General features: G+C 63.3%; 20 protein-coding genes. 8 read left to right on the top strand and 12 right to left on the bottom strand.

What is annotated here, in order from left to right; genetic code table 11:
• Positions 1-14 precede the first annotated feature (14 nt).
• Positions 15-1,409, top strand: a complete 1,395-nt coding sequence (locus ACOOE2_RS15405; protein ID WP_420383871.1) for an MFS transporter — start codon at positions 15-17, stop codon at positions 1,407-1,409.
• Here the strand turns inward: ACOOE2_RS15405 and ACOOE2_RS15400 are convergent.
• Positions 1,402-2,238 carry a helix-turn-helix transcriptional regulator gene (locus ACOOE2_RS15400; protein WP_420383870.1) on the bottom strand — a complete coding sequence of 279 codons (837 nt, stop codon included), beginning with the start codon at positions 2,236-2,238 and terminating at the stop codon, positions 1,402-1,404. The genes ACOOE2_RS15405 and ACOOE2_RS15400 overlap by 8 nt on opposite strands.
• Before the next feature lie 118 nt (positions 2,239-2,356).
• On the opposite strand from ACOOE2_RS15400, the gene ACOOE2_RS15395 reads away from it, so the two are divergent.
• From ACOOE2_RS15395 to ACOOE2_RS15385, 3 genes are read left to right on the top strand one after another with little or no spacing between them, the layout of a single operon-like run.
• A complete protein-coding gene (locus tag ACOOE2_RS15395; RefSeq protein ID WP_420383869.1) occupies positions 2,357-3,232 on the top strand; it encodes a 3-keto-5-aminohexanoate cleavage protein in 876 nt (291 codons plus the stop codon).
• Between the two features lie 34 nt (positions 3,233-3,266).
• Complete coding sequence (locus tag ACOOE2_RS15390; protein ID WP_420383868.1) at positions 3,267-4,223, top strand: SDR family NAD(P)-dependent oxidoreductase; 957 nt, start codon at positions 3,267-3,269, stop codon at positions 4,221-4,223.
• Positions 4,220-5,098 carry an SDR family oxidoreductase gene (locus tag ACOOE2_RS15385; RefSeq protein ID WP_420383867.1) on the top strand — a complete coding sequence of 293 codons (879 nt, stop codon included), beginning with the start codon at positions 4,220-4,222 and terminating at the stop codon, positions 5,096-5,098. Before ACOOE2_RS15390 ends, ACOOE2_RS15385 begins: the two co-directional genes overlap by 4 nt.
• Positions 5,099-5,279: 181 nt before the next feature.
• On the opposite strand, the gene ACOOE2_RS15380 is transcribed toward ACOOE2_RS15385, so the two are convergent.
• The 8 genes from ACOOE2_RS15380 to ACOOE2_RS15345 form a co-directional block, all read right to left on the bottom strand.
• Positions 5,280-6,044 carry a glutathione S-transferase family protein gene (locus ACOOE2_RS15380; RefSeq protein ID WP_420383866.1) on the bottom strand — a complete coding sequence of 255 codons (765 nt, stop codon included), beginning with the start codon at positions 6,042-6,044 and terminating at the stop codon, positions 5,280-5,282.
• 11 nt (positions 6,045-6,055) lie between these two features.
• Positions 6,056-6,805: an SDR family NAD(P)-dependent oxidoreductase gene (locus ACOOE2_RS15375; RefSeq protein ID WP_420383865.1), complete on the bottom strand. Its 750-nt coding sequence runs from the start codon at positions 6,803-6,805 to the stop codon at positions 6,056-6,058.
• Positions 6,802-7,674, bottom strand: coding sequence for an amidohydrolase family protein (locus tag ACOOE2_RS15370; RefSeq protein ID WP_420383864.1), 873 nt, complete (start codon positions 7,672-7,674; stop codon positions 6,802-6,804). Before ACOOE2_RS15370 ends, ACOOE2_RS15375 begins: the two co-directional genes overlap by 4 nt.
• A gap of 4 nt (positions 7,675-7,678) precedes the next feature.
• Complete coding sequence (locus ACOOE2_RS15365; protein WP_420383863.1) at positions 7,679-9,817, bottom strand: PQQ-dependent dehydrogenase, methanol/ethanol family; 2,139 nt, start codon at positions 9,815-9,817, stop codon at positions 7,679-7,681.
• A gap of 32 nt (positions 9,818-9,849) precedes the next feature.
• The gene (locus ACOOE2_RS15360; protein ID WP_420383862.1) at positions 9,850-11,412 is read right to left on the bottom strand and encodes an AMP-binding protein; all 1,563 of its coding nucleotides are present in this window, start codon (positions 11,410-11,412) and stop codon (positions 9,850-9,852) included.
• A gap of 1 nt (position 11,413) precedes the next feature.
• Positions 11,414-12,163, bottom strand: coding sequence for a glutathione S-transferase family protein (locus tag ACOOE2_RS15355; RefSeq protein ID WP_420383861.1), 750 nt, complete (start codon positions 12,161-12,163; stop codon positions 11,414-11,416).
• Positions 12,160-12,936: a glutathione S-transferase family protein gene (locus tag ACOOE2_RS15350; protein ID WP_420383860.1), complete on the bottom strand. Its 777-nt coding sequence runs from the start codon at positions 12,934-12,936 to the stop codon at positions 12,160-12,162. The genes ACOOE2_RS15355 and ACOOE2_RS15350 overlap by 4 nt, the downstream gene beginning before the upstream one ends.
• Before the next feature lie 64 nt (positions 12,937-13,000).
• On the bottom strand, positions 13,001-15,403 hold the full coding sequence (locus tag ACOOE2_RS15345; RefSeq protein WP_420383859.1) for a TonB-dependent receptor: 2,403 nt from the start codon (positions 15,401-15,403) through the stop codon (positions 13,001-13,003).
• A 123-nt stretch (positions 15,404-15,526) separates the two neighbouring features.
• Between ACOOE2_RS15345 and ACOOE2_RS15340 the strand changes: the two genes are divergently transcribed.
• A complete protein-coding gene (locus ACOOE2_RS15340) occupies positions 15,527-16,498 on the top strand; it encodes a CmcJ/NvfI family oxidoreductase (protein WP_420383858.1) in 972 nt (323 codons plus the stop codon).
• A 169-nt stretch (positions 16,499-16,667) separates the two neighbouring features.
• Here the strand turns inward: ACOOE2_RS15340 and ACOOE2_RS15335 are convergent, their stop codons facing one another.
• On the bottom strand, positions 16,668-17,582 hold the full coding sequence (locus ACOOE2_RS15335; RefSeq protein WP_420383857.1) for an SDR family NAD(P)-dependent oxidoreductase: 915 nt from the start codon (positions 17,580-17,582) through the stop codon (positions 16,668-16,670).
• A gap of 92 nt (positions 17,583-17,674) precedes the next feature.
• Here ACOOE2_RS15335 and ACOOE2_RS15330 point away from each other — a divergent pair, with 92 nt between their 5' ends.
• Positions 17,675-18,358, top strand: coding sequence for a nuclear transport factor 2 family protein (locus ACOOE2_RS15330; protein ID WP_420383856.1), 684 nt, complete (start codon positions 17,675-17,677; stop codon positions 18,356-18,358).
• Complete coding sequence (locus ACOOE2_RS15325) at positions 18,358-20,058, top strand: acyl-CoA dehydrogenase (RefSeq protein WP_420383855.1); 1,701 nt, start codon at positions 18,358-18,360, stop codon at positions 20,056-20,058. Before ACOOE2_RS15330 ends, ACOOE2_RS15325 begins: the two co-directional genes overlap by 1 nt.
• Before the next feature lie 723 nt (positions 20,059-20,781).
• Here the strand turns inward: ACOOE2_RS15325 and ACOOE2_RS15320 are convergent.
• Together ACOOE2_RS15320 and ACOOE2_RS15315 are read right to left on the bottom strand one after the other, a co-directional pair.
• Positions 20,782-21,378, bottom strand: a complete 597-nt coding sequence (locus ACOOE2_RS15320; protein WP_420383854.1) for a hypothetical protein — start codon at positions 21,376-21,378, stop codon at positions 20,782-20,784.
• A gap of 130 nt (positions 21,379-21,508) precedes the next feature.
• A complete protein-coding gene (locus tag ACOOE2_RS15315; protein WP_420383853.1) occupies positions 21,509-21,649 on the bottom strand; it encodes a hypothetical protein in 141 nt (46 codons plus the stop codon).
• A 75-nt stretch (positions 21,650-21,724) separates the two neighbouring features.
• Between ACOOE2_RS15315 and ACOOE2_RS15310 the strand changes: the two genes are divergently transcribed.
• Positions 21,725-23,200, top strand: a complete 1,476-nt coding sequence (locus ACOOE2_RS15310; RefSeq protein WP_420383852.1) for a carotenoid oxygenase family protein — start codon at positions 21,725-21,727, stop codon at positions 23,198-23,200.
• Positions 23,201-23,210: the final 10 nt, after the last annotated feature.

Below are 23,210 nucleotides of genomic sequence, written 5' to 3'. Positions count from 1 at the left end.
ACGCTCCAGCGCCGGTGCCGCGCACGATCGCCCTGGTCGTGGCGGTCGTGATGTTCATGGGCATCCTCGAAGGCACGATCATTTCGACCGCGCTGCCGCAGATGGCGCGCGACTTTGGCGTGCCGGCGGTCGATCTGGGTGTCGGCATCACCGCCTATCTGCTGGTGTCGGCGATGTTCCTGCCGATCAGCAGCTGGATCGCGGAACGGTTGGGCACGCGGCGCGTGCTGATCGGGGCAATCGTGGGCTTTGCGGCGGCGTCGCTGTTGTGCGGGGCCAGCCACAGCCTGCCGGCATTTGTGGCGGCGCGCGCGCTTCAGGCGTTCTTTGGCAGCCTGATGGTGCCGGTGGCCAATCTGGTCCTGTTGCGCGTCACGCCCAAGCGCGAGCTGGTGCAGATGACCGCGATCAGCACGACGCCGGCGCTGATTGCACCGGTGGTCGGGCCGCCGCTGGGCGGGTTCATTACGGCAGCGGCGGGCTGGCAATTCATCTTCTGGGTCAATGTGCCGCTGGCGATTGTCGGTGTGGCGCTGGTGTGGCGGCTGGTGCCTGATCTGTATGCCGATGCGCGCGTCGAATTTGACCGCCGCGGGTTTCTGCTGGTTGCAGCCGCGCTGGCCGGCTGCGTGCTGGCGCTCGACCGGCTGGCGGCGCATCCGGCCGCCTGGGCCGGCCCGGCGCTGCTGGCCGGTTTTGCCATTGTCGTCGGGTCCCTGGCTGTGCGGCATCTGCGCCGCGTGCCTACGCCGATCGTGCCGCTGATCGCGCTGCGGCATGCCACATTCCGCAGCGTGGCGTTTGGCGCCGGGTTTTTGATGCGATTGCCGTTCATGGGGCAGGCGCTGCTGCTGCCGCTGTATTTCCAGCTTGGCTTCGGCTTGTCGCCGCTGGCGACCGGGCTGATCCTGCTGTCGCAGAACCTTGGCGACCTGATGCTCAAGGCGATTGCCGGAAAGGCGCTGCGCCGGCTGGGGTTTCGTCTGGCGCTGACCGCAGGGACCGCGACGATGATGGGCACTTTTGCCGCGGTCGTGCTGCTCGATCCGCGCATGCCGCTATGGTTGCTGTGCCTGGCCATGCTCGGGGTGGGCGCGGGGCGTTCGATTGCGTTCACGGCGATGGTGGCGCTGGCATTCGCCGATGTCGAAGACCGCGAGATCGGCGGGGCGACGGTGCTCAACAATCTTGCCAACGCGCTGTCTGCAGCGCTGGGTATTTCGCTGGCCTCGCTCGTGCTCAATTATACCACAGGAGGAGCTGGCGGCGTGGCAACGCTCGGCGACTATCGCATTGCAATCCTGGTGCTGGCTGGTGTGGGCATGGCCGCCATTCCGCTATTTGCCCGCCTGCCGCGCGGCGCGGGTGCCGAAGTCAGCGGCCACCTGCGGGAAATCGAAATCAGGTAACCAGCGCGCACCGCGTGCTCGACGCCAGGATCGCGAGACGTTGCGCGCTGTCTTCGTCGCGCGGGGCAAACAGGATCAGGCGCTGGCCTGGCACTTCCTCCACGCCATAGGAAGAATGCCAGAAACTGATGTCACCGATTCCGGGCATCAGCGCGATATTGACGTGTTCGGAATAGGGCAGGATCGTCGATTCCGCCCAGAATTCGCTGAACAGCGGCGATTGCGCCATCATTTCTGCGATGATCGCATCGAATATTTCGGGCTGCGACGTGCGGCTGTAATCCCATTTGAAACGCGCGACGAGCCGCTGGCCCATTTCGCGATAATGCACGGGATCGCTGCGATAACGTTCGCTCAGCATCAGGATCTTGAACAGGTTGCGCTCGGTCCGCGGCAGCGGGGCGTAATCGCGAAAGGCCCGCATGACGAGCGCGTTCCAGCCGATCACGGTCCAGTCTTCGACGATCACGAGCGCGGGAATCGACAGGCTGTCCATCAGGTGCTGCGTGGCCGGGCGGATATCTTCGTCGATCCGGCTTTTCAGCGGTGGCGGGCGATGCTGCGCCAGCGCGAACAGGAATTCGCGCTCGTTCGCATCGAGCCGCAGCGTGCGGCCGAGCCGTTCGATCATGGGCACCGACAACTGGACCTCGCGGCCCTGTTCGAACCAGGTGTACCAGGTGACGCTCATCCCGGCGAGCGCGGCGACCTCTTCGCGGCGCAGCCCTTTGGTGCGGCGCCGTTCACCCGCAGGCAGGCCGACATCGACTGGTGCCAGCCGCGCACGCGCCGATTTCAGAAAGCTGGAAAGTTCTTCGCGATGCGCCATAATCTTATCCAGTTACTCCCAATACTGGCACATCGACCCTTCTAGTCCGATCCGCAATGCTATGCGACTCCAGTCTGTAACGCGCGCACAAAATTGTGCGCAATGCAGGAGACGATGCGTGGCTGAAAAGGTGTTCATTACGTGCGCGGTAACCGGCAGCTCGCCGATGCCGACGCATCCCAATTTTCCATTTCGCCCCGACCATGTTGCGGCCGAAGCGCTGGCCGCGGCAGAGGCGGGGGCGTCGATCATCCATCTGCACGTGCGGGACCGCGAAACCGGCGTGCCGAGCCAGGCGCTCGACGATTATCGCGAAGTGGTCGGCCTGATCCGGCAGAAGAACGACGCGGTCATCCTCAATGTCACCACCGGGCCGGGCTGCACCTGGATGCAGAGCCCGGAAGACCCGGCCGTGGCCGGGCCCGGCACGCTGATGTTTACGGCCGAACGCCGGCTGGAACATATTCTCGAGCTCAAGCCGGACATGTGCACGCTCGATATCTGCACGATGAACCTGTGGGGCGGGGTGGCGATCAATCTCGATCCGATGATCACGCGGATGGGCGAAATGATCCAGGATGCCGGCGTGATGCCCGAAATCGAATGCTTCGAAGCCGGCGATTTCGTGTTTGCCGACGATCTTATGGCCAAGGGCGCGCTGCCGAAAAACGCACCGTATTCGTTCGTGCTGGGCACCAAGTATGGATTGCCCGCTACGCCCGAGGCGATGATGTATTGCAAGAACCAGCTGCCGCGCGGCGCGCAATGGACCGGGTTCGGCGTCAGCCGGCATTCGTTTCCGATGGCGGCGCAGGCGGTGCTGCTGGGCGGCAATGTCCGCGTCGGGTTCGAGGACACGATCTATCTGCGGCGCGGCCAGCTGGCCAACGACAACGCTTCGCTGGTGCACTGGGGCGCGGAAATGATCGAACGGCTGGGCGGCGAAATCGCCACGGTCGGCGAAACGCGCGAAATGCTCGGCCTGGCCCACTAATCCTATAATCATAACAACCGGAGAGGAAAAAATCATGGCCATGGAGCCCGTTAAAATCGCCACCAACAAAACCCCGATGGCCGATGTGCGCGGCAAGACCGCGTTCATTACCGGCGGCGCCAATGGCATCGGCCTGGGCATCGCGCGCGCGCTGGTCACGGCGGGCGCAAACGTCGTGATCGCCGATATCCGAGAGGGTTCGCTGGCCGAGGCCAGGGCGTCGCTTGGCGCAGCTGCGCAAGTCGAAACTGTACAGCTCGATGTCACCGATCGCGCCGCCTATGCGCGCGCCGCCGATGCCGCCGAAGCGCGGTTCGGAAAGATCCACATGCTGATCGGCAACGCCGGCATCGGCGTGATGGGCCCGATCATCGAGACCAAGTACGATGACTGGGATTGGGCGATGGGGGTGAATTTCGGCGGCGTCATCAATGGCCTCGTCACGATCCTGCCGCGCATCAAGGCGCACGGCGAGGGCGGCCAGGTGGTCACGACGTCATCGCAATCGGCCCTCGTCCCGATCCCGTTCACCGCGACATATACCGCGGCCAAGGCAGCGGTGCTGGGTCTGATGGAAACGATCCGGGGCGAACTGGCGGGCGACGATATCGGTGTCTCGGCGTTCCTGCCGGGCCCGGTGCAGTCGAATATCGCGATGTCGGGCGAATTGCGGCCCGATGCCTACAAGCGCGACAGCGGCTATGCCGAGCGTGAGGCGGCCCTGGAAAAGCGGCCCAATTCGCCGCTGTGGATGTCAGCCGACGAAGTGGGCGAGCGCGTGCTCGCCGGGATCCGCGCCAACAAGCTGTATATTCTGACGCACCCCGAATTTGCCGCAGGCATGCGCACGCGCTTCGACGCGATCCTGGCCTCGATGCCCGACGAACCGTTGAACCACGAACGCGCCGGCGCGATCGGGTTCCTGCTGGGCAACCCGGTGTTCGACGAACAACTCGCCAGCCACAGCCGCAAGACGGAACCGGCGGCATGACCAGGGTCGCAGGACGCACCGCGTTCATCACCGGCGGCGGTTCGGGCGTTGCGCTGGGCCAGGCCAAGGTCTTTGCCGCTGCCGGCTGCAAAGTCGCGATCGCCGATGTCCGCCAGGATCATCTCGATGAGGCCATGGCGTATTTTGCGGGCACGGATTTCGAAGTCATGCCGGTCAAGCTCGATATCACCGATCGCGCAGCGTATGCGGCGGCGGCCGATGCGGTGGAGGCGCGGCTGGGCCCGGTGGAGCTGCTGTTCAACACCGCCGGCGTATCGATCTTCGGCCCGTTGCAGAACGCGACGTACGACGATTGGGACTGGCAGCTCGATGTGAATGTGAAGGGCGTGATCAACGGCATCCAGACGTTCGTGCCGCGCATGATCGAGCGGGGCAACGGCGGCCATGTCATCAACACCGCATCGATGTCGGCGTTTGTCGCGCTGAAAGGCACAGGCATTTATTGCACGTCGAAGATGGCGATCCGCGGCCTGTCGGAATGCCTGGCGCTCGATCTGGCAGACAGCGGCATCGGCGTGTCGATGCTGTGCCCGGGCGCAGTCAATACCAATATTCACGAGGCGGTGCTGACGCGCCCGGCGCATCAGCAGGATACCGGCTATTACGGCGCCGATCCGGCGGTGCTGGCGCACCTGAAGCGCGTGATCGAAGTGGGCATGGAGCCCGAGACGCTGGCCAAATACGTATTGGCCGGCGTCGAGGCGGACGAATTGTACATCCTGCCCTATCCCGAATTCCGCGGCACGCTTGAGGATATTCATACCCGCGTGATGACCGCGCTGGCCCAGCCCGAGGATGACCCGGAATACGCCGCACGCGCGGCGCACGGCGTACCCGGAGGGCAAAAGGCCTGAATGAAAAGCCTCCCCGGAACGGGGTGGGGGACCACGCGAAGCCGTGGTGGAGGGGCGGTGCCTCATGATGCCACGTTTCGACACGCGCCGGGTACCTTACCGAGGGGGATTCCCCTGGGGCGACGCCCCTCCACCACGCTGCGCGCGGTCCCCCTCCCCGTCCCGGGGAGGATTTTTGAGCCTACTGTACGTGTCCCGACCATGTCCGCAACCCTGGCGCGGTATGGTCGGGCATGGCCAGCGCCTGTTGCATCGCGGGGCGCGCCGTCACGCGGTCGCGCCAGGCAATCAGGCGCGGGTAATTGGCCGCCACGGCCAGGTCGGGGAACATCCGCTCGACCATCATGCCGCAATGCGCGTAGAAATTGATGTCCGCCAAAGTATACGCATCGCCTGCCAGCCATTCGGTCTGGCCCAACTGCGTCTCCACTTTCCCCAGAGCGTACGAAATCTTTTCGGTCGCCAGCGCCAGCTGTTCGTCGGAAAAGCCCGACCGCGCCGCCGCCCATTTGCGCCGCTGGTCGGGCAGGGGAATATTCGCCATCAGCGTTTCGAAATCGTCGCCTGCGATACCGCGCGCAATCACCCCGACCATACGGTGCCAGCCGTGCATCGACACATGGTTCATCACATGCTCGTCGACGAACTTGTTCCAGTAGCGCATGCGTGCATTGCCCTCGGGCGTGTTCGGCCGCAATGCCGGCGCATCGGGAAAGGCATCTTCCAGGTATTCGTTGATCACGGTCGTATGCGTGACGATCACGCCGTCATGGTCGAGCACGGGCACCTGGCCCTCGGGATTGATCGCGATGAACCAGGCGGCATGCTGTTCGAACTTGTGCAGGTTGACATAGACACTGTCGAACGCGAGGCCCTTTTCAAACAGCGGCGCCATCGATTTCAGCGAATTGGCAAGCGGTTCGGCATGGTAATAGGTAATCGCCATGAAAGGCTCCTTCAGACCGTCAGCGTGTTGAGAATGCCGCCATCGACCGCCCAGCTTTGCGCAGTGACATGCGCAGCCGCATCGGACAGCAGGAAGGCGGCGACTTCGGCAACGTTTTGCGCCGTGCCGGTGCGGCCCTGCGGCACGCGCGCGGCCATCGTCGCGCGCGCCGCCTCGGGGATGTTGGCCAACATTTCGGTTTCGATGAACCCGGGCACGATGCAGTTGATCCGCACGCCCGAGGGTGCCGCCTCCAGCGCGGCCGCGCGTACGAGGCCGAGCACGGCGTGCTTCGATGCGACATAGCCCGGATTGTGCGCCATCCCGCGCTCGCTTGCCAGGCTGCCCGTCACCAGGATCGCGCCGCGCCGCCGTGCGATCATGCCGGGCAGCACGCGCTTCATCGCCCAGAACGGAGACAGCAGGTTGGTGCGCAGGACGTCTTCGAACACCGCATCGTCGTAATCGGCAAACGGCGCAAATGTGCCGCCCGTTCCGGCATTGGCAAACAGCGCGTCGATCGGCCCCATCGCGTTTTCGGCGGCATCCAGCGCGCCCAGCAATGCTGCACGGTCGGACACGTCGGCGGGAGCTGCAAAAAACGCGCCGTCCAAGCCAGCGCAGATGTCGTCCAGTGCTGCCGCGCGCCGTGCGATCAGCGACACTTTTGCCCCGCGCGCCGCCAGCACCAACGCCGTCGCGCGCCCGATCCCCGATGATGCGCCGGTGACGACGACATGGCGCCCGCTGAAATCGGTCATCCCAGGCCCAGCACGCGCACGGCGTTGTCTTTCATGATCAGCGGCAGCACCTCGTCGCGGAACCCGGCCTCGCGCGCGGCGTCGATCCATTTGTCCGGGCGGATCAGCGGCCAGTCGGATCCGAACATCATCTTGTGCTTCAACTGGGTGTTGGCATACTGGATGACCTGCTTGGGAAAATACTTCGGGCTCCACCCGGACAGGTCGATGAACACGTTGTCCTTGTGCAGCGCCATCGACAGGCTTTCGTCGGTCCATGGCCAGCTCGGGTGCGCCAGGATGAATCTCATGTCGGGGAAATCGACCGCGACATCATCGATCAGCATCGGCTGACCGTATTTCAAACGCAGCCCGCCACCACCGGGCATGCCGGTGCCCATGCCCGAATGGCCGGTGTGGAAGATCGCCGGCAATTTGTATTCCGCGATGACTTCATAGATCGGATAGGCCATCCGGTCGGCTGGATGCGCGTTTTGGGCGATGCCATGGAATTTGAAGCCTTTGACGCCGTGATTTTCGACCAGGTCGCGTGCCTCGCGCGCGCCCAGCTTGCCCTTGTGCGGGTCGATCGAGGCGAACGGAATGACGATGTCGGAATGCTCGGCGGCGATATCGGCGACTTCGTAATTGCTGATCCGCTTTGTCCCCATGCCGCATTCGGCATCGACCGTGAACAGGCAGAACGCGATATTGCGCTCGCGGTAATAGGCGATCGTTTCGGGGATCGTCGGGCGCTTGCGATCGGCCTTGAAATAGGTCGATGCCGCGTCGAAGAATTTGGCCATCACCGGATCTTCGGGATCGTGGCACGACACTTCGGCATGGACATGCACGTCGATGGCGATGACTTTGGCGGGATCGATCGGCATGGTCCTACTTTCCGTAAACGGGCGCGCGTGCTGCGGCCTGGCGCAATTCCAGCGCCTTGTCCTCGTTGGCCCGCTTGATCACATATTGCCGCACGGTTTCAATATCGGGCGCGGACATCACGGATCCAAAACCGACCATGCCATTGGCCTTCAGCGCGCCGCCATGGACGACCTGCTGCCACAAGGCGGCATCGTTGATCACGCCGCTGCGCCGCAGATCGGGCACCAGTGTGCCGCCCACGGCCGCATCGCCATGGCACACACCGCAGTACCGGCCATAGTGTTCGGCACCTGCCGCAATCACGGCGGCCGTCGCTGTCGAGGCTGGCGGATCGATCGGCAGTTTTTCAAGCACGGGCGCCGGCGGCAGCACCGCCTTGCCCCCGATCTTGAACACCAGCAGACGGCTGATATTGCGCACCGGGCCGCTCTTGTCGATCAGCGTGCCCGGCGCAAGCGCCCACACGCCGCCCCATCCGGCCAGCACCGCAATATATTGCTGGCCATCGAGCGCATAGCTGATCGGCGCGGCGACGATGCCGGTCTGCGCCGGAAACGACCACAATTTGCGCCCGTCGGTGGTGGCAAAGGCGGCAAAGGCGCCCGCCGCGCTGCCCTGGAAAACCAGCCCGCCACCCGTCGCCAGCAACCCGCCATTCCATGGCCCGGTATACGCCACGCGCCAGCGTTCCTTGTGCAGGGCCGGATCCCACGCGATCAGCGCGCCGGTCGTCGCGGCGGCCGCCGCCTCGCGCGCGGTGCGGTTTGCCGGCATGGCCCCCGCGCTCATGTCGACGCCGACATTGAAGCCGAGTTTGGCCGGTTTCCACGCTGGATCGGGAAAATAGGGAAATCCGGCCAGATTGGCCGGAATGAACACCAGACCCGATTTGGGATCGAACGCCATCGGTTGCCAGCTGTGCGCGCCGGTTGCGCCGGGCGAGCCGATGAATGGCTTGCCGGTCTTGTAATAGCGGGCTTCGGGCCGCTCGATCGGCCGGCCGGTCGCCATGTCGACCCCGGTCGCCCAGTTTACCGGGACAAAATTGTTGGCGGAGATCAGCGCGCCCGTGGTGCGATCGAGCACGTAGAAGAACCCGTTCTTTGGCGCCTGCATCAGGACCTTGCGCGGTTTTCCGTCGATCACGACATCGGCCAGCACGATATGTTGCGTGGCGGTGAAGTCCCAGCTTTCGCCCGGCGTCGTCTGGTAATGCCAGGCATACGTGCCGGTGCGCGCATGGATCGCAACGATCGAGGACAGGTACAGGTTGTCACCCCGGCCATCGGAGCGGTATTTCTGGTTCCACGGCGAGCCATTGCCGACGCCGATATACAGCAGATCGAGCGCGGGATCGTAGGCCATTGCGTCCCAGACGGTGCCCCCGCCACCCTGTTTCCAGTATTCGCCGAACCAGGTGGAGGCCGCAGCCTTCAGGTAGGCAGGCTCGGTCTCGGTGCCGGGCTGGGCAGGGACGGTGTAGAACCGCCACATCTGCTTGCCCGTTGCGACATCATACGCGGTGACATAGCCGCGCGCGCCGAATTCGGCGCCGCCATTGCCGATCACGACCATGCCATCGACCACGCGCGGCGCGCCGGTGATCGTGGCATTGCCTTTGGGGTCGAGCGTGACCACGCTCCATACCGGCTTGCCCGTCTTGCGGTCGAGCGTAACCAGGCGACCGTCGAGCGTGCCGACAAACAGCCGGTCGCCCCAGGCGGCAACGCCGCGATTGACTGCGTCGCAGCACGCCTTGACCAGAGTTTCGCGCGGGACTTGCGGATCATACGACCACAGCGGCGCGCCAGTGCGTGCGTCATAGGCCTTGACCATGCTCCACGCGGTCGAGACATACAGCGCGCCGTCGATCATCAGCGGCGTTGCCTCCTGGCCGCGCGCGGTATCCAGATCGGCCGACCACGCCAGGGCGAGCGAGGCGACATTGCCGGCGTTCAGCTGGGTCAGCGGACTGAAGCGCTGCTCGTCGTAAGTGCGCCCGGTGGATAGCCATTCGCCCGGCGCGCCTGCAGCAATACGCGCCGCGTCGAGCGCGTTTTGCGCATCGAGCCTGGCGGGCAATGCTGCGGTGAGCACCAGCGCCGTTGCCGCCAACAACCCTGCGCCGTTGCGCCGTGTCATGCCGATCATCCCTGTCATCCTCCAGCGCCGGTTCAATTGACCAGCCGGTCGCCGCGCCAATGTTGGCCGCGCAACGCATTCTTGTCCATCTTGCCCGCTGCCGTGCGCGGGATGGTTTCGGCGAACGCCACGCTTTTGGGCGCTTTCACACCGCCCAGTCGCGCCTTGGCATGCGCGATGATCGCCGCGGCATCGATGCCATCGGCCACGACGATCGCATGGACGGCTTCACCCCATTTTTCATCGGGGATGCCGATCACCGCGCATTCGCGCACGGCGCCCAGCTCGGTGATGGCGGCCTCGACTTCGGCCGTGAACACGTTGAAACCGCCGGTGACCACCATGTCTTTCTTGCGATCGACGATGTACAGGAACCCCTGTTCATCGCGATACGCGACGTCGCCGGTGTGGTGCCAGCCGAACATGCGTGCCTCTGCCGTGGCATCGGGCAATTCGAAATATTCCTGCGACACCAGCGCGCCGCGCACGACGATTTCGCCGCGTTGGCCATCGGGCAGCAGCTGGCCCGCATCGTCCATGATCCCGATCTGCACCGAGCGCGTGGCGCGGCCGCAACTGGCCAGGCGTTCGGGGTGGTCACCTGCGGCCGCTCCGGCGACCACTTCGGGCGGCAGCCAGGTCATGATCATCGGGCATTCGACCTGGCCATAGGCCTGGCACATGCACGGCCCGAACACAGCGACCGCCTGCCGCAATTTTTCGGGCGACACCGGCGATCCGACCAGGATGAAGAACCGCAACGAAGACGTGTCGTGCGCGCCCAGTACCGGCGAGCCGAGCAAGCCATAAAGCGCCGTGGGGGGCAGGTACATATGCGTTACGCGATGGGTGGCAATGGTGTGCAGAACCTTGTCGGCATCGAAGCCGGGCAGGATCACTTGCGTGGCGCCGAGCGCCATCGTGCCGAGCGCGACCGGGCCGGCGGCATGGGTGACAGGCGCAACCACCAGCGACACCGGATCATCGGTCTTGCCGCCGACGGCACCGCCCAGCGTTTCGAGCATCGTGCCCCAGCCCAGGTTGGTGACGACCACGCCTTTGGACGGGCCGGTCGTGCCACCGGTCGGGAACAGGCCGACCACGCCCGATGGCGCCCCGAACGGATCGGAAAAATCGGGCAGCGCAGTGTCGGGCGCGCCGGCCATGAAATCATCGAGCGACGCATCATCACCCATCGTACGGTCGATGCACACAAACCGGGTCAGCGCCGGGACTGCATCGCGCAACGCCCTGACATCGTCGGCCATGCTGGAATGGTAGAACAGCCAGCCGCAGCGCACATAGTTGAGATAGGCCGCATTGGCGCCGATCGCATTGCGCGTGTTGACCGGCACCCATTGCCCGTTGGCGCGCCAGATCGACAGCAGCACGATCATGATCGCGGCGCTGTTCGGGCCATACAGCGCGACCGGCTGCTGGCTGGCAAAACCTGCCGCATACATCGCCTTGGCGATCCGTTCGGTGCGGTGCCTGACTTGGGCAAAGGTAAAGCGATCGCCGGAGGCAACGTCGATCAGGGCGGTGCGACCGGGGTCGAGATCGTGGCCACGGTCGAAATAATCGATCGAACGCATATCAGCCCCAGCGGTTGATTTCGGGACCGGGCGCCCAGACCGTTTCGGGCATCGGCCCGCTCGCGAGCGCCAATGCGCGCGCCACCGCAGGCCGCGCCTTGACGCGCGACAGCCATGCAGTGGTCAGCGGCTTATGCTCGAACGCTGTCGGAACGATGTGCGGCATGCCCGCCAGCCACGCATAGGTTTCAAGGTCGGCAATACTGAAATCGCCCATCAGCCAATCGCGCCCGTCGGCAAGCTGTGCCTCGATCTTGGCAGTGGTCTGCGCCACTTTCGTGCGGCTGTCGGCCAGCTTGTCATCGTCGAATTGGCCGTGTGCCGCATCGGCCCAGCGTTCCGCCAGGTCGAGGCTGACGATCCCTGTCGGAACTGCGCCCGGCGGCGATTTTTCCAGGCCCAGATAGGCCGCAGCCGGCGCCAGCCGCTCGATCACATGACGACACCACGCCATCATCTGCCATCGCGCATACGGATCGCCCGGGCGCAAAACCGTGCCCGTGCCGATGTCGTCGAAATAGCAGGCCAGGAATACGCTGTCGGTCATCGCGACGCCATCGGCCACCAGCACCGGGCCTTCGCCCTCGATCGACTGGTCGATTTCCATCGCGTGCGGCACGTTCGCGCCATGGCGATCGCCCGCTACCAGATCGATCCGTTCCAGCGTGACCGCCACATCGGTTTCGAATGCGGCGGCGAGCACCGACAGCGACGGCCCGTTGGGTTCGCCATGGTAAAGAATGCTGGTCATGCCGGTTCACTTTCCAGGATGGTGACGCGTCGTGCCATGTCGGTGCGGCCCAGCGCCCAGCAGGCCTTGGTCGCGGGGCGCGCATAGATCGCGCGCAGCCAGCGCAGGATATTGGGAGTCAATGTGTCGTTCGACAAATGCGGCTGCGCCAGCGGCAGGGCATAGGCCAGGTTGAACCCGTTGATATCGGCCAGGCTGTATGCGTCGGACGCCAGCCATTCGCGCGTTCCCAGCGTCTGTTCGAGCAGGCCGATCCCGAGCGCCACGCGGCGCTGCGATTCAGCCATTTCCTCGGGCGAAAATGCGCCGCTGATCGCCTTGCGCCACGCGACCCGGCGTTCGGGCATCGGAATGCGCTCGATCGCGGCATCAAGTTCGGCCGGATCGCGCTGGCGCACCGACGGGCCGACAAACACGCTCCACCCGATCATCGAAAAGCTGGGTGCGAGCCACTGGTCCATGAATTTCATCCACCAGCGCGCGCGCCAGGCATCGACCGGATTTTCCGGCATCAGCCTGGGCCCGGGAAACGCCTCGTCGACATATTCCATGATCGCGGTCGATTCGGTCAACACCAGATCGCCGTGCGTCATCGCCGGGATCGTGCCGAGCGGATTGACCGCAAGATAGTCCGGCTTGTGCTGGTCGAACGCCAGCAGATCGAGATAGTGGCTGTTGAAGGGGACGCCTTTTTCAAACAGCGTCAGCATCGGTTTGCCCGAATTGGCGTTGGGTTCCCAATGGTACAGCGTGACGCTGGCGGGGTCGGTCATGACGTGTGTTCCTTCTGCATGGCAGACGCCCACGCGTCATGCCCGGCCCCGGCCTGCGTTTGGTTCAGAACTTTTTCTTGATCGTGCCCATGAATTCACGAGGATGGCCGATCTGCTGATAGGCGGTTCCCGCGAACGAGTAGACGGCTGAGAAGATCGAGTTGTAGTAGTATTTGTTGAACAGGTTCGTCGCGGCCAGCGAGATTTCCAGGTCTTCCTTCGTGTTGCGCCACGTCAGGCGCGCATTGACCAGGGTATACGATGGAAGATAATAGGCATAACCCAGTGCTCGGCCGGTAAACTGTTTGTCGTTGTAGTTGAAATCGACACGCGGCGTCACGCTGCCACTGGTGCCCAGCTCAGCCTTGTACTGCACGCCGCCGCTGGCCTGCCATGCCGGCGAAAACGTGGCCGGGTCGGAGGCGACATAATTGGAGCCCAGCGCCGTCGACAGCCGGGTGAACTTTGAACTGATGTAGCTCAGGGCGCCGTCGATATTCAGGCCAGGGATCGGCGTTGCGCTGATTTCGGCCTCGACACCCTTGTTGCGCGCGTCACCTGCGTTGGCGACCACCCCGCAAGGGCCACCGCCGTACGCGCTGCAGTCGGCCAGCGGCAACTGGATGTTCTTGTAGTTGTCGATGTAGGCGGACAAGTTGAAGCGCAATCGGCGATCGAACAGATCGGTCTTCAGGCCGATTTCGAAGTTGGTCAGTGTTTCAGGCTTGAAGGTGCCCTGCAGCGCCTGTTGCGCGGAGAACGGACGGGCCGACGTGCCGCCGCCCTTGAACCCTGTCGAAACCGTTCCATAGACCAGCACGGCCGGCGAGAAGCGATAGTCGACCGATCCACGATAATCGAAGCGGTTTCCGTTGTAGCGCGAGGTCAGCCCGTTCAACGCGCCCAGGCCGAATGCCGCGGCGAGCCCGCTGAGCGGCGTACCGTCGGGATTTTCGCGTATGAACGTATAGTCCTTGTGCTCTTTGGTATAGCGCACGCCGCCGGTGATGGTCAGGCCTTCGATACCCGGATGGACGATCGCGGTGGCAAAGGCCGCCTTGCTGTTGGCATTTACCGGATCGTTGCCAAGGAACGCCAGATAGGCACCCGGTACAATGTAGCCGATGTTCTGGATAGTGTAATACGTGGTCTTCTGCGTCGAATAGAAACCGCCGACAGTGTATTCGATCGCATGATTGAGAAAGTCACCGTTGAGCCGCAGTTCCTGGCTGAAGAAATGGAATTTCAACTGATCGAAACCGCCCGATTCCCGCCGGGGGTCTGCATAGTTAAGGGTATAAGGTCCGAGGAAACCGGCCGGAGTTGGTGCATCTGCTTGCACGCCTGGCGAGAAATCGTCATCGGTTCCAAATATCGCAGTATACGCGCGATAGGCCGTGATCGAAGTGATCTGCAGATTGGGCGCAGGCTTGAGTATCGCATTCAGCGACGTGCCGCCGCCCTTGAATTCATTGGTATGCGGGAAGTCGAAGCCCTGGGTGTGGAAATCGGCATACGTGCAGTATTTGCCGCAGATATAATTGGGATCGGCCGAAGTGGTGGTGACTTCGGGCGCATTCGTCTGCTTTTGATAGCTGTAGTCGCCGGCCAGCGTGACATCGACGGCATTGGACGGGTTCCAGCGCAATTGTCCGCGCAGGCCCTTGTAGTCGGTTTCGCCCAGTTTATCGACCGTGCAGCTGCCGGCGCCGCGTGTCGAGGCGATGTTTTCCGGGTTGCCGGGCTTGGCACAGCCATAATCTTCCAGCGAGACGAACCCGTCCTGGTGCTTGAACACGCCCGACACACGCCCGAACAGGTTGTCGGTCAATTTGAAATCGGCGCCGCCGCGCAACGTGATCTCGTTGCGGCTGCCGTATCCGACATCGACAAAACCGCCTTCATCGCCGGTCGGGCGCTTGGAAAACAGCTTGAGCGAGCCGCCTTCCGAGTTGCGGCCCGACAGCGTGCCTTGCGGGCCGCGCAGGATTTCAACGCGGTCCAGATCCAGCAGATCGAACAGGCCGCCGGTCAACGTCGCATAATAGACGTCGTCGATATACAGGCCCACGCCCGGTTCATAGGCCGGGTTGAAGTCAAATTGCCCAACGCCGCGGATCGACGCACCGATCGACGGGCCATACGCGCCGCCACCGGGGATAACGACCACGCTCGGGGTGTTTTTCGCAAGCTGGGCGATGTTGTCCTGGCTGCGCGCCTCGATCAGCGCACTGCCGATCGCGGTGATGGCGAGTGGAACATCCTGAATGCGCTGGCCGCGGAACTGGGCCGTGACGATGATGTCGGGCGTACCGGTCGCATCGTTCGCCGCTGCCGCCGCTGGCGGTGGTGTCGCTGCGGGCTGGGCAGCCTCCTGCGCGAACGCCGGAGTTCCCAACATCATCACGGAGGCTGCGGCAGAAACCAGTAGCCGCGCGAGCAGACGCGAATGATTGAAATCACGCATCGAAAAATCCTCTCCTATGTCAACGCTGACCCGAACCTTCGATGGAACGTGGCCCCCTTATTTCGAACGCTGCCGGACTGTGCCGTGTCGTTCTAATTGTGAGTAAGGCATACAGTTGAACAGATGACAACGGGTAGCATAACCACCACCATCGCGACTGCCAGCCTGCAGCATGCCGGCAATCTGGTTTGCGGCATCGGTTGGCTGGCCCTGTTCGATGCGCGCCATCACGATCCGCTTGTGCCGCGCGCCAATGCTGCGCAACATAAGTGGCGGCGCATGCTGCGCGAGGAGAAAGCCGTGACCCGATCGACAATCAACTATGTTGCCAGGGGTGGCGCCCGCATGCGGTATTTCGCCAACGATTCCAGCCGCGATACCGTCGTTCTGGATGCGCGGCCGATGGACATCGACGATGCAGTGGCGGGGCAGGCCGGGCTCGATCGCGAAGGTTTCGCGCTGGTACCGCATCGCAGCGCAGTGGTCGATTTCGCCGATTCGGCACAGGTCGCGGATGTTCATCCACAAGAAATCGCCGACCTGATCACACAGATAACCGGGGCGGATCTGGTCGTCGTAAACGGCACCGGCGTGCGGCGTTTCGCTGAACGGTCGGCACAATCTGGCGCATTGGACAATTCGCGCCCGGCGCGTTTCGCCCATGTCGATGTATCCGATTCGACCGCGGCGCAATTTTCGGCCCGCTCGCTGCCCGAGGGGCGCCCGGCACCGCGCCGCGCCGCGCATTACAATGTGTGGCGCGCGCTGTCTGCCGCGCCGCAGGATGTGCCGCTGGCGCTATGCGATTCGCGCAGCGTTTCGCCTGAAGACCTGCTGCCGGCGGACGCCATTTTCGATCGCGATGGCGTCGAGGTATGGTCGTTCGAAGGGCTGGTCGTCGCGCATTCGCCCGCGCACCGCTGGCACTGGTTCCGCGATCTGGGGCGCGATGAAGTCATCGTGTTCAAGACACACGACAGCGATCCCGCCCGCGCACACTGCGTGCCGCACGTCGCCTTCGACGATCCCGATTGTGCCGCCAATACGCCGCCCCGCGCCTCGATCGAAATGCGCGCGATTGCGTATTGGTTCTGAATATCCTCCCCGAAACGGGGAGGGGGACCACGCGAAGCCGTGGTGGAGGGGCGGTGCCTCATGACGCACCCTGTCGATGGGGCGAAGGGTACCTTGCCGAGGGCGAATCCCTTGGGGCAAGGCCCCTCCACCACCCTGCGGGCGGTCCCCCCCCCCGAGCCGGGGAGGATTACGTCAGATCGGCCAACCCGATAGCTTTACCCCCCGCCGCAGCGCGCGCCGCCTCGCGCCGCAAGCGCTCGATTTCGCGGCGCGCTTCGGGCACCTCCTCATCGGGTAGCGCGGCCAGGCTGGCCTCGTAGATCTCGCGGAAATCGTCGGCGAATTCGGGGTGGGTGAAAATCAGCCCGTCGTTGCGCGTCATGCCGGCCAGGATTTTCTCGCCGACTTCGAGCGGGTCCATGCCGGCATCGAACGCGGTGCCGAATTGTTCGAGTTCGGCGCGATCGACAGGCGCGAAGCCCGATTGCGCAAAGGCATCGGGCCGCTTGAGCGCGCTGTCCCAGGCGTTGGTTTTTGTCAGCGCGGGGCAGACCAGCGAACAGCCGATGCCGAACGGGGCCAGATTGTACCGCAGGCTTTCGGTAAGGCCGCGCACGGCGAATTTGCTGGCGGTGTAGATCCCCGCCTGGGGCCCCGACAGATAGGCCGCCATCGATGCGACATTGACCACATGGCCGCCAGGGCCACCGCGCTTGATCAGCGGTAGCAGCGCGACGATGCCATTGACGACGCCGCCGAAATTCACCCCCATGATCCAGTCGTAATCGGCATGCGATGCGGTATCGGTCGGCCCGAACACGCTGACCCCGGCGTTGTTGACCAGCACGTCCAGCCGGCCGAAATGCGCATCGAGTTCCTGTGCGATGTCTGCGAAACGCGCGCGATCGGTGACATCGAGCTTCAGGAACAGCGGCGCGTCGTAACCGTTTTGCGCGAACCAATGCGCCGCATCGGCACGGTGCGCTTCATCGCGATACGTCAGCGCGAGGCGCATGCCGGCGGCCGCAAAGGCGCGCGCGACGCCAAAGCCGATCCCCGAGACACCGCCGGTCACCAGTGCGACCTTTTGAGTCCAGCCCATCATTTTTCCTCTCGCCAAGGTTCGATTAATTGTTAGTCTAGCATACAAATATAACGGGAGAGAAAACAATGCCAGAGCACGATTTTGCCTCATTGAACTTGGTTGGGCGCCTCGATGCGCTCGAACACCGTGTCGGCGAATTGGAGGATTGCAATGCGATCCGCCGGCTGCACTGGGCCTATGGCTATTATATCGATTTCAACCGGCCCGACGATGTCGCCGAACTGTTTGCACGCGATGGCGCGGTCGTGTTCCTGTCGGGCGAATACCATGGCCATGCCGGGGTGAAGCGCCTGTACGGCGACTGGATCGCCGGACGATTTACCCAGGGGCGTCCGGGGCCGATCGACGGCCTGGTGCTCGATCATTTCCAGATGCAGGACATCATCACCGTCGCGCCCGACCGGCAGACCGCCAAGGGCCGCTTTCGCGGCATGTTGCTCGGCGGGTGGCATGACAGCGTGGTCGCCGACAAGCCCGATTTCATGCCGCAGCAATTCTGGGAAGCGGGCATTTATGAGAACGATTACGTGCGCGAAGACGGCGTGTGGAAAATCAAGCGGCTCGACTACATGATGCAGTGGCAGGGCGATTACGAGACCGGCCTGGCGCACACGATTGCCCACCTGCAGCCGGCCGCGGTGTTGTATCCCGACGATCCGCTCGGCCCCGATGTGATCCTGCCGCCCGAAGATATCCGCCAGACCTGGCCGCATCGCCAGGATGTGCCGATGCATTTCGCGCATCCCCGGTTCGGTGCCGTGCTGGCCGGCTGATGACCTATGCCCGCCAGACCGATGCGCTGTTGCGCCAGCTGACGATCGCGCCGTTCCTCGATGCGCTGATCGCGGCGGCGCCCGGCCGGGTCGATCTGGAAACCTGGTCGGTGATTGTCGAACAGGCGGCGCGGTTTGCGCAAGGGGTGGTCGATCCGCTGGATGCGACGCTCGATGCGGTGGGCGCGCGTCTGGCAGGTGGCCGCGTCGTGACGGCGCCGGGGCATCGTGCGGCCTGGGCGCAATTTGCCGGCGATGGCTGGCTGACCCTGGCCTTGCCGGAAGAGGCCGGCGGGCAGGGGCTGCCGCTGCTGCTGACGACGGCATGCGAAGAGCTGTTCAACCGGGCATCGGCGGCGTTCACGATGCTGGCCACGCCCAATCGCACCGCGGCAGCGATGATCGCGGGCGCGGCCGACGCGGCGACGTGCGAGACATGGGTGCCCAAACTGGCGTCGGGCGAATGGACCGCGACGATCTGCATTTCCGAACCCGATGCCGGGTCGGACGTGGGGCGTATCCGGACGCGGGCGCAACGCGATGCGGATGGCACATGGCGCGTGACCGGGGAAAAATGCTGGATCAGCTATGGCGATCACGATCTGGGCGCGCGGATCGGGCATTGCATGCTGGCGCGCACATCGGATGCGCCGGGCGCGCGCGGGCTCAGCCTGTTCCTGGTTCCCAATGTGGGTGACGATGGTGCGTCCAACGGCGTCCATGTCCGCCGGATCGAAGAAAAACTGGGGCTTCACGGCTCACCCACATGCGTGATGGGGTTTGAACATGCTGCCGCCACGCTGATCGGTGCGCCTGATCGCGGGCTCCAGACGCTGTTTCACATGATGCTGCTGATGCGGCTGTCGTGCGCGCCGCAGGGTGTCGGCGTGGCAGAGGCGGCGCTGTCGACTGCCCTTGGCTATGCGCGCGAGCGGCGGCAGGGCGGCGATCCGGCCGCACCGCCGGTCGCAATCACCGCGCATGCCGATGTCCAGCGCCAGCTGTTGCGCATGGCGGGACGCGTCGAAGTGACGCGCGGGATCGCGCTGGCGGCGGCCACAGTCATGGATCTGGTCGAATGCGCGCCGCCCGAAGATCGTGCCGGCTGGTCCGCGCTGGCCCAGTTTCTGCTGCCGATCGCCAAGGATATGTCGGCGCGGCTGGCGTTCGACGTGTCGAGCGAAGCGCTGCAAGTGCTGGGCGGGGCCGGGTATACGCGCGAATGGCCGGTCGAACGCCGGTTGCGCGATGCGCGGGTGTTTGCGGTGTTCGAAGGGACGAGCGGCATCCAGGCGCTCGACCTGGTCCATCGCCGCCTGTGGCGCGACCGGGGCGAAGGGCTGCACCGGTTCATTGCGGCAGCGCGCGCCGATTGCGATGACGGCGCGGAAGCGGTTGTGCTGGCGGCAGTGCTCGATCGGCTGGAGGCGGTCGCGGCGATCTTGAGTGGCTGGCCTGCGGAACCGCGCGAGGCGGAGGCGGGCGCGACGGCATTTCTCGAACTGTGCGGGCTGGCGGTCGGTGGCTGGATCGCGCTGCGGCTGGTGCGGTTTGGCGGCGATGATGATGTGGGACGCAGGCTGGCAGCAGCCGCGCGCTTCATGCTCGCCGAACTGCCCGCGCGGGCCGAGGCCGAAGCAAGCCTTGCCCTGCTGGGCGCTGCACGGCTCGACGGTTTCGCTGACTATTTCGCCGATTAGCGTCAGTGGCACATACAAACTCCGTTGCCAATTGACGCCAGGTCGAATGACCGAAATCGCCCAATTTTGGTCGTTCAACGTGATTGGAGTGGGCACTTGGAAGCTGCCATGACTCATGCTATTTATTTGCAATGCGCAGTCTCAGATTAATCTATGGCAGAACAAGATATCGGTTCGCCAGTGCGGTGTGCCTACCTCTTTGTCTTTTTCTCCCCGAAGTCTTTCTAAGTATGGGTGCGTCGTCGTATTGGACTGGTTTTCTCTGGGGCCTAATTCCGTTTTTGACCCTGTTGATTATCACATATGGACGCATGAAAGACGCAGGCTTGCCTGCTTTTATCACCATATTACTGATTTTTTCTATCGATGTAGGGCCAATATGGCATGGGCCGCCCCCATTTTCTCAGATTTATCTTGGAAATTTGGTCACTCTTGTTCCCGTCCTGTTAGGATGGCTCATGCCGACAAAAAATCTTACGGCATTGCCTCGCTCGTCACGAGAAGCGTTTTTTAATTTGTTCAATGAGCGATCAGCGGCAGCTTCCGGTCGCAGCCAGGATAAATCCTGACAGTCGGCTTCCCTCCACTTTCCGCCGTTCCCCGCCTTACGGTCGGCTAGATGGTCGCGATGGCAGCTCACGCCCCATAAGTGGACGGAAGTAAGCGTATCTGCGGCCCCTCAAACCAGTCATTGCCGCCGAACAATGAGCAGACCATTCTTCTTCAGAGATTCACCACGAGCGGCGAGGGATAGGCACATGCCTCACCCCAATTCCACAGATTTATCTCACCACTCCTAAACCGCTCAAAGGCGTCCGGCATCACGGGATAGGATCGCATTTTGGCGGGCGAGGCTTTCGCGATCAGCCGCTCAATTCTGGCTACCGCGGCACGTAACTGCTTCCAATCAACTTGATCAATGAAATCAGGCGCAAAAAAGGAACGCTGGCGGGCGCCCTTCTCTCTCCAGCAGGAGACCGATGCCGACGCAAGGCAACCGTTCTGTTCGTTATTACGGTTGATCTTGATTGTTGCTGGACTAACAAGCGCAGTTCGAACCATTGCGACCATTCGCCGCTGTGTTTCGCCGTTGAAGGTTATCCGTTCCATGCGTGGCTCGCCACCAGCCGGTTCCAGCCACGCTGCCAGAGAGATTGAGCCAGAGCCGAAAAATTCTTCAACTTCGGCCCACGTCCCGAACCAGCGGTTCGGTTTGTCCGGTATTGAGTGTTCTTCGAATACTTTCATACCCTTAATGGCGAATATGGAACGCCAAACTTGGGCTATGTCGGCGTCCGTTGCGAAAAAGATCATCGTCATGCGCTATTTGTATTCTGACTCTGGCCGCCTCGGAAGTCTGTTTCCGCAGTTTTTACATCCGAAAGCAGACTGACCGCTACCCTCCACCTTCAGCCATCCAAGCTAGCCGTGAATTGTGAGCTCAGCGCAGTCAGCGCATTTCCCGTGGAAACAGCGCGCTATTACCTGTAGCCGCCCCATCGACCCGCGTTTCGGAGCGCAGGCGCAATCCCTTGCCCTGCAATACGCCGCGCAGCAGCGTCCAGTCGCTCCACCGGGTCAGTCCGGTCACGCGCACCCATCCGGGCGCTTGAATAAATGTTTGCCTTGCATACAATGTGCCGCAACCAGAACAGAGAGGATGACCGTGGCGCAATTTCCCGATTCGCCGGCATTTACCGGCTTCAACACGCCCTCGCGGATCGAGGCGGATATCGACGATCTCGACATCAAGGGGGCGGTGCCGCGCGAATTGGATGGTGCGTTCTACCGGGTGCAGCCCGATCCGCAGTTTGCGCCGCGGCTGGGCGATGATATCGCGTTCAACGGCGACGGCATGATCACGATGTTCCGCTTTCACGAGGGCCGGGTCGATTTCAAGCAGCGCTGGGCCCGGACCGACAAGTGGAAGCTGGAAAAGGCGGCGGGCAAGGGCCTGTTTGGCCATTATCGCAACCCGCTGACCGATGACGAAGCTGTGCAGGGACAGATCCGCGGCACCGCCAACACCAATGCGTTCATCTATGGCGGCAAGCTGTACGCGCTGAAGGAGGATTCGCCCGCGCTGGTGATGGATCCGGTCACGCTGGAAACCGAGGGCTACACCTGGTTCAACGGGGCGATGACCGGGCAGACGTTTACCGCGCATCCCAAGATCGACCCCGCAACCGGCGACATGATCGCGTTCGGCTATGCCGCCAAGGGCGTGCTGACCAAGGACATGACGTATTATGTCGTGTCGCCCGAAGGCGTGCTGAAACAGGAACTGTGGTTCGAACTGCCGTATTACGCGATGATGCACGATTTTGCGATCACGCCCGATTATGCGCTGTTCCACGTCGTGCCGAGCACGTCGAGCTGGGAACGGCTGGAGGCGGGGAAGCCGCATTTCGGGTTCGACACGTCGCTGCCGGTGTATCTGGGCGTGCTGCCGCGCCGGGCCGACGCGACGGCGGCCGATATCCGCTGGTTCAAGCGCGACAACTGCTTTGCCAGTCACGTGATGAATGCGTTTCAGGACGGGACGAAGATCCATTTCGACACGCCCGAGGCAAAGAACAACATGTTTCCGTTCTTTCCCGACATCGATGACAAGCCGTTCAATGGGCCGGAGTCGGCGAGTTTCCTGACGCGGTGGACCGTCGACATGGCATCGAATTCGCCCGATTTCGCCGGCCGCCAACGGCTGACCAATATGATGGGCGAATTTCCCCGGATCGACGAGCGCCGCACCGGGCTGCCCTATCGCTATGGCTGGATGCTGGTCATCGATCCGGCCAGGCCCGTCGAATTGAAGGGGGGCAGCCCCAGCGGCATGCTGATGAATTGCCTGGGCCTGATCGACCACGAAACCGGCACGGAACAGACATGGTGGTGCGGGCCGGTGTCTTCGCTGCAGGAGCCGTGCTTCATCCCGCGTTCCGACGATGCGGCAGAAGGCGACGGCTGGATCGTGCAGGTCTGCAACCGGCTGGACGAGCATCGATCGGATTTGTTGCTGTTCGATGCGACCGAAATCGCCAAGGGCCCGATCGCGGAAATCCGCATTCCGATCCGGCTGCGGTTCGGCCTGCACGGCAATTGGGCGACGGCGGCCGAAGTCGGATTGAAAACCCCCGCCTGAGACTTGCGCG

The organism is Novosphingobium sp. (assembly GCF_965214355.1).
In the GTDB taxonomy this organism is placed as follows: Bacteria; Pseudomonadota; Alphaproteobacteria; order Sphingomonadales; family Sphingomonadaceae; genus Novosphingobium.
This window is presented reverse-complemented; position numbering and strand designations above follow the sequence as displayed.